The sequence below is a fragment of the Streptomyces sp. ISL-43 genome (assembly GCF_018614195.1).
Classification (GTDB): Bacteria; Actinomycetota; Actinomycetes; order Streptomycetales; family Streptomycetaceae; genus Streptomyces.
Genome location: NZ_JAGGOT010000034.1, coordinates 130,430 through 142,608, shown reverse-complemented (window position 1 = coordinate 142,608; position 12,179 = coordinate 130,430). Strand labels below are relative to the sequence as shown.

The following is a 12,179-nucleotide window of genomic DNA, read 5'->3' as shown; positions in this document are numbered from 1 at the left end:
GACAGGACCTAGCGGGACTTGCGCTCGACGCCGAGGCGGGTGCGGAGCACTTCGCCCACCTCGGCGAAGGTGCGCAGCTGCTCCGGGGTCAGGATGTCGATCAGGTGGCGGCGTACGGACTCCACGTGGAGCGGGGCGGCCGTCATGATCGTGCTCACACCCTGCTCGGTGAGGACCACCTCGGCGGCGCGGCCGTCGGCAGCCACCTCCTCGCGGCGGACGATGCCGCGCTGCTCCATGCGGGTGAGCTGGTGGGAGAGCCTGCTGCGGGACCACTGCATCAGGACGGCGAGGGCGCTGATGCGCATGCGGTGGCCGTCGGTGGAGCCGAGGACGGACAGGACGTCGTAGTCGGCTTCGGAGAGCCCGCTGTCCTGGGTCAGGTCGCGCGCGATATCGGCGTTGACCAGTGGGAACATCCGCCGCCAGGCGTACCAGGCTTGCTGTTCGGAGGCGGTGAGCCAGCGCGGCCCGCTCTCGTTGTCGGTCATGGGTGAAGTCTAGACCGCTGCGTGACATGTCACCTATCTAGGTGACATGTCACGCATTCCTCGGCTTCCATAGGTGACACGTCAGTGGCCGTCCCGGGCAGGTGGCGGCGCCGACCAGCACACCGGTCGGCGCGTGAGCGGCTCGCGCCCCGGGCGCTCTTGCGCGACGTTGGACAATGGACGGTGGCCCGGAAGCTTTTCGTACGCGCAGCAGGAGGACACGCATGACAGAGCCCGAGCGGACCGAGCGGAAGCCGCGGCCCGCGCAGCTGCTCTTCGAGCCGTCGGAGACCGTCACCGACCCCGAGCACTTCTTCGACCTCGAATCCATCGACGACCCGCGGGAGCTGCTGGCCCGGGCGACGGAGCTGACGCTGGCCTTCCGGGCGGCACAGGAGCGGGCGATGGAGTTCCAGGCGGTGGCGGCGGCCCAGCTGGCGGATCCGCGGCGCTTCGACCGCTTGTCCGCGGACGTGATCGCGGAGCAGGCGGAGTGGACCGGGGACTACGCGCGCAAGATGATCGAGTTCGGCGAGTCCCTGCTCCGCGGCGCCGCCCCCGAGGCCCTCTGAGCCGCCGGGGCGGGTCCGGGTGTCGCGGCACGCCGGGGTCCGGCCGCCGGCACGACGGGCGCGACCACTGGCATATGCGGGGCGCAACATACCCCAGCAACACCCGACCTGTCCCGGATTTCCGTAACTCCCGGGGATCGAATCGCTACAGCCGGTAGACCTTGACGCATGACGACCCTGACCGGCTGCCCCGCCCTCGACGTGCGGACGAGCGCCTCCGCGACCCATGTCACCCCGGCCGGAGCCGCCTGGCTCGCCTCGGCGTCCGCCCACCCCCAGAGCACCCTGAGCGCCTGGCAGGCCCGGCCCACCGCACCCGCCGTGCTGCCCTGCGGGACCGCCTTCGACGTCGTCAACGTCCCGGCCGTCCTCGGGCGCCGGATGCTCGACCTGCTCTGGGCCGAGGGCCCCGGCTCCGGTCCCGCCGCGGTGCACCGGGGCCGGACGCTGCTCTTCGCCGCTCCCGGCACCGCCCACCGGCTCCCGGCCCTGCTCGCCTGGGAGGAGTGGAGCGCGCCCGCACCCGCCCCGCTCTGCCACGGCCGCGGCGACGCCGTCGCCGTGCCCCCGCTGGCCGCCGGTCCGGGGCCGTCCCGGTGGCTGGTGGCACCCGACGCCAGGACGCCCTGGCTGCCCGGACCCGAGGCCCTGCTGTGGGCGTTCGTCCGTGCCACCCGAGCTGCGGATATCGATTTTTCCGATCGCCGGTCGGGGTGCTAATGTCTTCCTCGTCACCAAGCGCCGCTAGCTCAGTTGGTTAGAGCAGCTGACTCTTAATCAGCGGGTCCGGGGTTCGAGTCCCTGGCGGCGCACAGCGAGGCAATCGCCTGACCAGGCCGTCCTTCCTTCGGGAAGGGCGGCCTTTGGCGTTTCCGGCCCCCGGTGCTAGCGAGGGGCTAACCGCGCCGCCATCGGTCCGCGCGGGGTTCGGCTGCGGCACCAGCGCGATGGCCGCTTCGGCGTTGGCGTGGGCGATCTCCGGCAGCACCGAGGTGTAGGTGTCCGCCGTGATCTGGATGGATGAGTGCCTGAGCATCGCTGAGATCACCTTCATGTCTCCTCCAGCGGCCAGCGCCAGCGTGGCCGCGCTGTGCCGCAGGTCGTGCAGCCGGATCGGGGGCAGGTAGCCCGGATGCGGGTACGGCCGCAGCGGCTCGTCCGGGGTGAGCCGGTACCAGGTCTGCGGGTTCACGATGCCGTTGGCCGTTAGCCCGTGCTCACGCTGGAACTCGAACACCGCCCGGCGCAGCTCGTCATCGAAGACGGCCGACTCGGACAGACCCAGGGCGTGCTGCACGTCAGCGACGGCCGGACCACGATCGCCCACCCGCAGGGTGTTGGCTCGCTTAATGACCCGGACGAAGTGCCGACTGACGTAGTCGGGGTGGAGCGGCTTGCCTTCCTCGGTGGTGAAGACGTGGTGGCTGTCGGTCCAGGCCAGCCCCATGGCCAGGCGTTCGGCCAGCTGCCGCACGCGGTGTGCCCGGAGCGCCGCGACGGTCACCGAGTCGAGCGCGATGACGCCGCCACTGTCGTCCTTGGGCCGGGTGACGGCTGTCTGCCAGCCCACCTGAATGATCTGCTGGGAGATGACCAGCGTCCGGCCGTCCAGGTCCACATCCGACCACGGCAGTCCGATGCCCTCACCACGGCGCGGTCCTCGGAAGACGAGCAGGTGGTAGTAGGCGTAGAGCCGGTCGTCAGCGATGAGGTGCAGGAAATCGGCGATCTGATGCGGCAGCCAGACGGCCACCGTCGGGCGGCGGCCGGTGGCCAGCCACTCGGTGACGCGCTGCGGGGTCCACAGCACCGGCTTGGGCCGAGGCGTGGGGTCAAGCTCCACGAACAGGGCCGGGTTGTCCACGATGCGGTGCTGCTTGCGAGCCGCATTGAGGGCCGCCCGCAGGGTGGCGTGGATCCGGGCCAGCGTGACCGGCCCGACCGGCCGGGGCGTCTCCGCGCTGGTCGCCAGGATGGTGTCGTAGGCGGTGCGGATGTGGCTCGCCCGCAGCTTCTCCAGGTCGATGTCGCCCAGGTACGGCCCCAGCCGCTGCTCGATGTGCCCGGCGTACGAGCGGCGGGTATTGGCGGCCAGCTTCCGCTTGCTCGCCAGCCACTCGTCCAGCCACTCGCCGGTCGTCTGCCGCAAGGTCAGCGACAGCCCAGCCCCGAACCGCCGTTTGATGTCGGCGTAGTCCGGCAGTTGCTGGGAGCTGCGGTAGTGCGCACGGATGGTCTCCAGGATGGCCAATCGCCCGGTGTCGTCGTCCGTCTCGGGGATGGCCAGCAGCCGGATCGCCTGGTGCAGCTCGTCGGTCGCGTCCCGCTGACTGGCGAAGCCGCCGCGCGTGATCTGTTGACGGCCGTGTTCACGGCGGCCCTCGTCCGACAGCGGCACATCTACGACATAGGACCAGGTGCCGTGCTTCTTGGTGCATGCCAGTCGCCTGCCCGCTGGGTTGTAGCGGGCAGGACACTTGCACCGCTTATACGTCGTGCCCTTCATGGCGTGCCCTGCTTTCGGGCTCTTCCGAGCCCTGGCTCGCCCCCGCCTTGAGATCTTCTTCCAGCTCGGTCAGCAGCTCACGGGTGATATGGCCCCGCAATGCCTGGAGTTGACGTGGCGTGGCCTCAGCCGCCCGTCCGGCCAGGCGTCGGTCACGCTCCTCCGACCAGGTTCGCTCCCATCGGTTCAGCGCCACGAGATTGACCCACTCCGGCGAGGTGCCGACCTTGCGCGCGACATGCCGCTCGGCGTCGCTTACGGCCGTGATGGCCCGCTCGACCAGGGTTGGATCAGCCAGCCCGGACCGCTGGGCCGCATCCAGCAGCTCGGATCGGTCACTCGGCACGGGACTCGGCCTATCCACGGGCCGTGGAGCCAGCTTCCGCACGGCCTTCTGGTCGCCCGACAGCAGGGCCCGCAGGGCGGCAGCGGTCAGGTTGGCACCTGGAGCCAGCTCAATGAGCTGGTCGTCTGAGCCCCTGATGAAGTCGGTTGGCGATACCTCCAGCGCCAGGGCGAGCAGCAGCAGCTCCTCGATGGAGAACCGCCGCGCGCCGACCTCAGCCTGGGCCACGGTGCCCCGAATCCACGACGTGAGGCCCTGCTGCCGAATGAGGGCAGCGGCTTCCTCCTGCCGAAGCACGCGAGCCAGCCGGACCTGCTTCAGGCCAGCGGCCAACACGTCCCGCAGGGGCAACGCCGTGGGCTCCATGGGTCACCTCGGTAGATCGCAGCTGGAGCCTTCCACGGTACGCCTTCACCCGCTCGCAAGCCAGAGCGTTTCATTCGTTACAAGTTGGGACTTCATGCGCTCACAAACTAGAGCACTACCACCGATGAGGTGAGCCCCATGGACGGCATGACCCGAGAAGAGCTGCTGCGACTACCGGCCATCACGGACCTGGTCACGGCCGGCAAGGCGCTGGGCATAGGGCGGACGCGAGCGTTCGAGCTGGCCCGACGCAGCGAGTTCCCCGTGCCGGTGCTGCGTGTGGGCATGACGTGGCGGGTGCCGACTGCGCCGCTATTGGCACTGCTGGGTCTGGTTGACTAGCAGCACGTCGAAGAAAAAGAGCCCTCCGATTATCGAAAGGCTCAGACCTACTTCACGAAGAAGTAGATGCAAGTAACGGCGACCAGCGCACCAATGTTGGCTAGAACACCCCACACGGCTACAGGACTGTAGATTCCGCGCCGCCATCTGGTACCCCGAAAATAGTGCTCCGGGTCAGGATCCCCCGAAAGCATCCGGATGAACCCAAACACGCCAACGAAAGCCATACCAATATAGGCAAGGGCTGCCCACAGACTTAGGCCGATGTCAGCGAATGCAATCACGACCCCAATCACTGGCACCAGCGTGAGCGTAGCCATTTGGTACGCATCAACCATGTAGAGGCTGAACTCCGCGATACTTTTCTCACTGGTTTCAGCATCGGTGTGGTCAGCAAGACCAAGTTCGGTAAATTTTACCTCATAATATTTCAGCTCGAAGCTTTTGATCTTCGCGCAGATTACCGGACTAATGCCAATAAGCAGAATGGAGGCGATGAAAGGGAAGCAAAGAGTCAGGAACTTCATCTCTGGCCTGGCATTCGATAAGCGCTACTGGACGCGAAGGTTATAAATCAGAGGGGATCGGAGTAAGGTCTCCTTGCCTCTGGGGCCATCGGATAGAAGCTTATACCAGCCCACGCGCACGGTAACCTGCGCTGGCCCTGGGAGCGCCCCCTTTGACTTCCTAAGAGTCCACTCGTGAGGAGCCTGATTCTGAGCGGTCCCTCCATGGACGTCCAACTCAACCGGATCAGTGAACGGCGAGAGTCTTTCAACCGCTTTACTACGGCATTCCCAATACAGGAAGATCCGAATCGGGAAATCGAAGGTCGAAGAGACTGTAATGTGATGGATGGCGCCGGCATCACCCACAACACACTGCGCTCCATCTAGGTTCGAACGTACCTTGATGGCGCGCCGCTTACCCTCCGGAGAACAGGGTGTTGTCATCGCTCTTCTCCTGACGGCTTCTTTAGCACCAGCAGATTCCGCAGTAGGTCGTCAGCCCTGGTGCGGACGAGGGGAGATCCTGCCTCTTCGAGAAGTTCAAGCATTCGCTTCTGGTCAATATCTTTGAATAGGAAGCTCAGTTGAAGGAGAAGCGATAGGCCGACCTCGTGCTCAAGCCCGTCATGCAGGGACAACGCTTCAGGACCGCCATTGACTCGAACAAAGTCAATACTCTCATCGGAGCGAAGGATTGACTCGGCAGTTTCCGCGTCCAATTCCTGGTCGGGATCGATGGTGTCCGAGCCGATAAACACGTGCACACTGCCCGAATTGATCAAGAATCGCATGGCCATGGCAAGCATTGCCTGATAGCTAGCCGGTGAGGTCCACGCCAAGATGGAGTAGCCGTCATAGTGCTCAAGCGAGGCGTACTCTTTGGTGGTCTGGAATGTAGCGATACGGCCAACGTATTGACCGTTTCTATAGTTGCGAATGTCCATGACTGCCGCTTTCCTTTGGTTTAGCTTGGCCTGAATAGCAGGCGAAGCCGGATCCGCAATCTTGACATTTTCCCTAACTCGTCGAATCTTGCCCAAGTTTCGGCGATTATTGGCCAGCACGACCACGTCACCTACACGCTTAAGGCCAATGCTCCGCAGAGTCCCCTTCACGGCTCGAATTCCGTGTTCCCCGGACTTTTTCAGCTCAACGATGACCGAGTCTTTAAATAGTCCGATCTCAGATCGCCAATCCGGACGAGCATGTTTAGCTTCTCCAATAGAAAGGCGTGCGGATTTCTTTCGGATTGCTGTCAAGGTGCCTCCCAATTAAATCAATTAATCGTTCGCCTGTCTAACGATTTACGTCTGTACTCGGGCCACGATGGCACGGAGTCGGGCGGGCTAGCGCGTTGAGAAGCGCCAAATGATCCAAGCATCATCCAGGTGGGCCAGCGCCCTGAGAAGGCTGACACTCACCGTGTGACGACCCTGTGACTTCTGCTGCCCGGGTCCTCCGCCGGCTCCCGCGCGGTCCGGCCGCTGCCGAACGAGGCCGCCACCGGCTCCAGAGACTGGGCGAGGGCGGGCCAGTGCGGGCTGGCTACGTGGTACTGCCTCAGCATGGCCATGGTCTGGCGCCGAGCGAAGTCGGGATCGCCGCTGGCCGTGATGGTGATGTTGGAGCGAGTAACCGGTCCCGCAGCTCGTCCGACAACTGCTGCCGATGAGTGAAGCTGCAGGCGCGTCTACCCAGCGTTTCGAGCCCGTTCGGATGCGCCCGAAAGACTACTTCGCGACCTGGTCAACGACGACGGGAGCAGCCATGAGCTTGATCATCGGGACCTGGAACGTAGAGAACTTCTGCCGACCGCTGCCCCCCGGCAGCGCCCCGAACCCCAACCGGTGCGCCGCCAAGGACCAAGCGACCTATGACGCCAAGGTCGAGGCCTTGGCCGGCGCCATCACCGAGATCGGGCCGGACCTGCTCGGCGTGCAGGAGGTCGGCAGCCAGGAGGCACTGGACGACCTGGTGGCCAAGCTGCCGGGCACCTGGCACACCGCCCTGTCGAACCACCCGGACCCCCGCGGCATCCGAGTCGGCGTCATCAGCCGGTTGCCCCTGCTCGACGTAAAGCAGCGCAAGGACTTCCCGGACCACCTCCACCCCATCCAGGTCGAGGACCACGGCGACGACGCCCTCACCAGCGAGATGGGGCGCGGCGGTCTGGCCGTCCGGGTCGAGCCATCTCCCGGCCAGAGCCTCCACGTGGCCGTCTGCCACCTCAAGTCAAAGCTGCTGACCTTCCCAAACAAGCAGCACAGCACGAAGGACGAGCACCTGCGCGCCCGCTATGAGGCTTACGCGCTCTTCCGCCGCACCGCCGAGGCCGTCACTCTGCGTGGCCTGGCCGACGACCTGCTCCAGGGCGACGGTAAGAACCGCAACGTGATCGTCTTGGGTGACTTCAACGACGAGTGGCAGGCCGCCACCACCCAAATCCTGTACGGCCCGCCCGGCTCGCAGATCGGCACCGGCGGCTTCACTCACCCCGACAACCCGGGCGACGCCAACCGCCTGTGGAACCTGGCCCCGCACATCCTGGAGCGGGGCGGCTTCTCCCGCATCTTCGAGGGCCAGCACGAGCTAATCGACCACGTCATGATCAGCCACTCGCTACTGGCCAAGTTTGAATCGGTCTCGACCGGCAACGAGAAGCTGCCGAACGTGGTGGAGGCCCAGCCGGCCGCGCCCCACGACAAGCCGTCCGACCACTCGCCCGTGGTGGCGAAGTTCAACTTGTAGGAGCAGCAGGGCCAGCGCAGTGGGGAGCTGTGCTGGCCCTTGGGCTGTGCGTGTTCTGCCGCGCCAGCTCGACCCTGGATCGGCTCGTTGGGGCAGTCGGCGGCGAGCTGGCGCAGGGTGGTCCTGCTGCCGCTGGCCGATCGTGAGGCTCCAGCGTGTTCTCACCACGGTCCAGTGCCCGGCCTTGGCGCCACGGGCCGTGAGAGTGGCCTTGAGGCAGTTCGGTGAGCTGAGGAGCCTGCGTTCCGCCTAACGCCCAGAGCCCGCGGACACAGCCGGCGGTGCCAGGTTCCTGGATCACACAGCGACTCTCCTTCGCCCAGCTCGCCGCTGGCCTGTCCCACGGGCGACCACCGCCAGGGCGGCAGCTACCCACCCGGCCAACGCTGCGGGCTGTGAGAGGGCCCCGGTGCGTTCGCCCGGGGCCCTCTCACAGGGGATTCGGATAGTCGTTCTATTCGACGCAGCGTGAGGCGAGAGCCGCGTGGCTATCGGGTCAGGGGTGGCCGAGGACTCGGACCATCCAGTCGGCCTCGCGACCTGTTCTCCGTGACCAGCGAGCTGTCCCGGCTGTCCGTCATCAGATCAGATCGCGAAACCAGTCGAGGAAGAAACGCATGAGAGTGGAGATGAGGCTGGTGATGACAACTTGGCGCACTTCGGTGCGGGAGCGGCTGTCGCGGCGTGTGGTACGAGGCATGGTGGTGTCCTCACCTTGTCGTGGTTACGGGCAGCCGGCCGGCTTGCTCTCCACCTTCAAGGCGGTGGCCTGGTCCACGATGAAGTGCGATCAACGCTTATCTGCTGCATGGAATTTGCGCAGTTCAGCAGCGTTCGGAGTGCCGTGATGGGCACGATGGTGCGATGAAGCGCGACAGAACAGGAGTCGGGTCGGGCGGTGCCAGACCCACGGGGGCCAAGCGGCTGATACCTCGGCCGATGCTGCCGCCGGGGCCACTACGCACGTTGAAGACCTTGATCTACGAGGCCTACGTCGCCGCTGGCGCGCCGACCTTGGACGAGATGGCAACAGCAGTGGCTGGCGACGAAACGCTCCCTGGCAGCCCCTCCCGAGACACGATCAATCGGCTGATCGGCGACTCCACCGTGCCGGCCAAGCAGGCGGACGTGGTCGCGCTGTTCACCGTACTTACACGGATGAACGGAGCTGACGGCGCGCAGGGTGGGCAGCAAGCGGCTGTTCTTTGGACGCAGATTCAGCTCTCCGAACGCCTGGGCCGTCCCGTCAAAGACCTTGATCCGTACGACCTGGAGGTGCACCACGCCATCACCATGGACGGTGTGACCGGGCTACCCGCGTACGTGGAACGCGCCCACGACGTGGAACTGCATCACACTGTTGCTGAGTCCGCCGCAGGGCAAAGCCGACTGGTGCTGCTGGTGGGTACGTCATCGACCGGAAAAACCCGGGCTTGCTTTGAAGCCGTGCAACAGCTGCCAGATGAGTGGAGGTTGTGGCATCCGATCGACCCGGAACGGCCTCAAGCCGCACTTGCCGACCTCTCCAGAGTCGGCCCGAAAACGGTGGTCTGGCTCAACGAAGCACACCACTACCTTCTCCACCCGCAGCACGGAGAACCCATCGCCGCTGGTCTGCGTACCTTGCTCAGTGATGCCAGCCGGGCTCCAACCCTGGTCCTGGGGACAATCTGGCCGGGGGCGGGCTACTTCGAGGAGCTGCGTGTCACGCCGCCGCCCGGTACAGCGGACCGTCACGCTCAGGCACGGGTGTTGCTGGCTGGAAGAGTCCTCCATGTGCCGCCAGCATTTGATTCGTTCGAAGTCGCCGGTATCAAGCGCTCCCAAGACCCACGTCTGGCGGCCGCGGCACGGTCCGCCCAGGACGGAAAGATCACCCAATATCTTGCCGCCGGCTTTGAGTTGACGAGCATCTACAAAACGGCGCCACCAGGACCCAGGGCACTGCTCGATGCAGCGATGGACGCCCGCAGACTCGGCCACCCCAACAGTCTTCCGCTGCCTTTCCTTGCTGCCGCTGCTGAGGCGTATCTGACCGACACTGAGTGGGATCTGCTATCGGACAACTGGCTTGAGCAGTCCATGGCTCAGCTCACCAATGCGGTCAAAGGCGCGCGCGGGCCTCTTCACGCCCAGCGGCGCCCACGAGGCACCACAGCCACAGCAGCTGGCAACGGCCAGGCCTATCGTCTTGCGGACTTCCTCGAAGCCCACGGACGCTCGTCACGGCGCCTGGACGCTGTCCCAGCGCTGTTTTGGCAAGCAGTCGCCCAGCACTGCGACAACGAGGCTGTTCACCGCCTGGCACTGTCGGCAGAAAGGCGAGGCCTTATCGAGAAGGCATGCCTCCTGTGGGCAAACAGCGGCGACTATGTGCAGGTTGCCGAGGCGCTGGAGGGTCTCGCGCGAGGAGAGGAAGCCGACGCGTGGTACGAGCTCGCAGCCTCGATGGGCGACGTCCGCGCCTGCAGACGCTGGGCGAACCACCTGGCGCGCGTCGGACGTCTGGAGGATGCCCTTGTGTGGTTCCAGCGGGCGGCCCAGGCCGGTGACCGGGACGCGCTCCAAACGGCCGGTAACCAGCTCGCGGCAGCAGGGCGCCTAGAAGACGCCCTGTCGTGGTTCAAGGATATTGGGAATGCGGGCTCCACGCAGGCGTTCGTCACGGCAGCTCACTGGCTTGCGGCCGAGGGCCGCTTAGATGAGGCTTTGGAATGGTGCGCTCGCGCCATAGCCGCGGGAGACGACCAGGCGATCAGCGCAGCAGCGAGACTGAAGGAACAAGAGGTTCTGCAAGTCGCCACAGCTTCTGCGGTTCAACCGTTCACCTATCCACAGGTCGCCTCTGGCCCCGAAGAGCTTCTGGCGTGGGGTGGACGACTAGCCCGCGCGGGGCGGATAGCCGAGGCACTGCCGTGGTTCGAGCGCGCAGCCGCGGCAGGTGTGGATACAAAGACACTACGAGAGGTGGGCTGGCTGCTGGGTGATGCAGGCCACGTTGACGAGGCCCTCACGTGGCTGGAACGGGCTGCCCAGGCGGGCGATCCTGATGCGCTCCGCACTGCCGGTGATCAACTTGCGGCTGCGGGCCGCATTGACGACGCCCTCTTCTGGTTCGAACGTGCGGCCACGAACGGCGACGTCCGTGCACTCCGGTCCGCTGCTGACTTCCTCGCCGCCGCCCGGCGCCTCGACGAGGCGCTCACCTGGTTCGAAAAGGCATCTGAAAGGGGTGACTCGCTCGCCCTCATGATGGCTGCCGAATGGCTGCTGGAAGCCGGCCGTTCGACGGAGGCACTCGCGCGTTTCCAACAGGCGAGCACAAACGGTGAAAGGCATGCGCTTCGCGCGGCAGCGCGCTTGCTTGTAGAGGCCGGCTATGTCGACGAGGCCCTCCTCTGGTTCGAGCGTGCCGCCGCAGACGGAGACGTACCGTCACTTCGCGCGACTGCCCGTCTGCTCGAAGCCGCAGGCCGCATGGACGAGGCCCTCATATGGCTGGAAAAGGCTGTCAATGCGGGAGATGTGGACGCTCTGGACGAGGCCGTCAGTATCCTGCTGAGAGCTGACCGCATGCGAGAGGTCAACGTATGGGCTGAACGCTCGCTCGCCACTGACCGCTCCTTGGTCCTGCGGCAAATCGCGGACCATCTGGCGCGCTCCGGCCGCACCCAGGAGGCCCTTGAGTGGTTCAGGCGTGCGGTGTCATACGGAGACACCGAAGCCTTTCGAGCGATAGCAAGCCATCTATCGCTCACCGGCCAGTTAGATGAAGCCCTTCCCTGGCTGGAGCGAGCTGCCGCTGTCGGCGACATCGAGGCTCTGCGCATGGCTGGCAAGTCACTTGCGGCCGCAGGCCGGTGGGGCGAGGCACTCACCTGGCTCCTACGCGCGGCCGCAGCCGGACTCGACGATCGCACCCTCGCAGTTCGTGCACTCACGCAGCTCGGCCGAACGGCAGACGCTGACCGACTACGGCACTACGGGTGGGCGGGCGACGGCACCATCGCCAAACCCTGGCAGATCAAGCTTCCGGCCCCTGCAAGCACCGGCGCTCTCCCCCCACGATCCAGTTAGCCTCGTGCTTTCACGAGCGGGGCTGTCCGAGGCGTGACCAAAAGAATGAGGAGCGCGCCTCTGACCTGGGACGATGAAGAAGCGTATGGGGTTATACCCGCGTGTCCGCGTCGAGGGCGGTGGTCGCGGGGTGGTCTCGCAGTCCGGCGCCGTGCAGCTAGTCGAGACCGCCCGCAGGCGGGGCTGGATGCGGCGATATCGGCGGCTCTGGCGCCGCGCGCG

Annotated in this window: 8 protein-coding genes, 1 tRNA gene and 2 pseudogenes; 6 read left to right on the top strand and 5 right to left on the bottom strand. The window is 65.7% G+C overall.

Translation table 11 applies throughout. The features are described 5' to 3' along the window. Positions 1-8: 8 nt before the first annotated feature. Positions 9-491 carry a MarR family winged helix-turn-helix transcriptional regulator gene (locus J7F03_RS20470; RefSeq protein WP_214951426.1) on the bottom strand — a complete coding sequence of 161 codons (483 nt, stop codon included), beginning with the start codon at positions 489-491 and terminating at the stop codon, positions 9-11. 224 nt (positions 492-715) lie between these two features. Between J7F03_RS20470 and J7F03_RS20465 the strand changes: the two genes are divergently transcribed. The 3 genes and pseudogenes from J7F03_RS20465 (at position 716) to J7F03_RS20455 (ending at position 1,875) form a co-directional block, all read left to right on the top strand. Then, positions 716-1,063 (top strand): hypothetical protein, encoded by a 348-nt coding sequence (locus J7F03_RS20465; protein ID WP_214951423.1) that lies wholly within the window; start codon positions 716-718, stop codon positions 1,061-1,063. A gap of 168 nt (positions 1,064-1,231) precedes the next feature. Then, positions 1,232-1,811: pseudogene (locus tag J7F03_RS20460) on the top strand (bifunctional DNA primase/polymerase). Further along, positions 1,802-1,875: transfer RNA gene (locus J7F03_RS20455), tRNA-Lys, on the top strand. The pseudogene J7F03_RS20460 and the gene J7F03_RS20455 overlap by 10 nt, the downstream one beginning before the upstream one ends. A gap of 404 nt (positions 1,876-2,279) precedes the next feature. Here J7F03_RS20455 and J7F03_RS42695 read toward each other — a convergent pair. Next, positions 2,280-3,569 (bottom strand): annotated as a pseudogene (locus J7F03_RS42695) (hypothetical protein); the annotation flags it as partial. Then, complete coding sequence (locus J7F03_RS20435) at positions 3,550-4,281, bottom strand: hypothetical protein (protein ID WP_214951421.1); 732 nt, start codon at positions 4,279-4,281, stop codon at positions 3,550-3,552. The pseudogene J7F03_RS42695 and the gene J7F03_RS20435, both read right to left, overlap by 20 nt. A 138-nt stretch (positions 4,282-4,419) precedes the next feature. On the opposite strand from J7F03_RS20435, the gene J7F03_RS20430 reads away from it, so the two are divergent. Beyond that, positions 4,420-4,623 carry a hypothetical protein gene (locus tag J7F03_RS20430; protein ID WP_251072191.1) on the top strand — a complete coding sequence of 68 codons (204 nt, stop codon included), beginning with the start codon at positions 4,420-4,422 and terminating at the stop codon, positions 4,621-4,623. 47 nt (positions 4,624-4,670) lie between these two features. On the opposite strand, the gene J7F03_RS20425 is transcribed toward J7F03_RS20430, so the two are convergent. Next, on the bottom strand, positions 4,671-5,150 hold the full coding sequence (locus J7F03_RS20425) for a hypothetical protein (protein ID WP_214951419.1): 480 nt from the start codon (positions 5,148-5,150) through the stop codon (positions 4,671-4,673). A gap of 422 nt (positions 5,151-5,572) precedes the next feature. Further along, the gene (locus tag J7F03_RS20420; RefSeq protein WP_214951417.1) at positions 5,573-6,391 is read right to left on the bottom strand and encodes an uL30 family ribosomal protein; all 819 of its coding nucleotides are present in this window, start codon (positions 6,389-6,391) and stop codon (positions 5,573-5,575) included. Between the two features lie 508 nt (positions 6,392-6,899). On the opposite strand from J7F03_RS20420, the gene J7F03_RS20415 reads away from it, so the two are divergent. Both J7F03_RS20415 and J7F03_RS20410 read left to right on the top strand, forming a co-directional pair. After that, entirely contained in the window at positions 6,900-7,880 is a 981-nt protein-coding gene (locus J7F03_RS20415) for an endonuclease/exonuclease/phosphatase family protein (protein WP_251072190.1), read from the top strand. A 975-nt stretch (positions 7,881-8,855) separates the two neighbouring features. Then, a complete protein-coding gene (locus J7F03_RS20410) occupies positions 8,856-11,957 on the top strand; it encodes a tetratricopeptide repeat protein (RefSeq protein WP_214951415.1) in 3,102 nt (1,033 codons plus the stop codon). Positions 11,958-12,179: the final 222 nt, after the last annotated feature.

Bases quoted from the DNA above. Each gene is read 5' to 3' on its own strand.
- J7F03_RS20465 (WP_214951423.1), top strand. From the start codon at position 716: ATGACAGAGCCCGAGCGGACCGAGCGGAAGCCGCGGCCCGCGCAGCTG.
- J7F03_RS20415 (WP_251072190.1), top strand. From the start codon at position 6,900: ATGAGCTTGATCATCGGGACCTGGAACGTAGAGAACTTCTGCCGACCG.
- J7F03_RS20470 (WP_214951426.1), bottom strand. From the start codon at position 491: ATGACCGACAACGAGAGCGGGCCGCGCTGGCTCACCGCCTCCGAACAG.
- J7F03_RS20425 (WP_214951419.1), bottom strand. From the start codon at position 5,150: ATGAAGTTCCTGACTCTTTGCTTCCCTTTCATCGCCTCCATTCTGCTT.
- J7F03_RS20435 (WP_214951421.1), bottom strand. From the start codon at position 4,281: ATGGAGCCCACGGCGTTGCCCCTGCGGGACGTGTTGGCCGCTGGCCTG.
- J7F03_RS20430 (WP_251072191.1), top strand. From the start codon at position 4,420: ATGGACGGCATGACCCGAGAAGAGCTGCTGCGACTACCGGCCATCACG.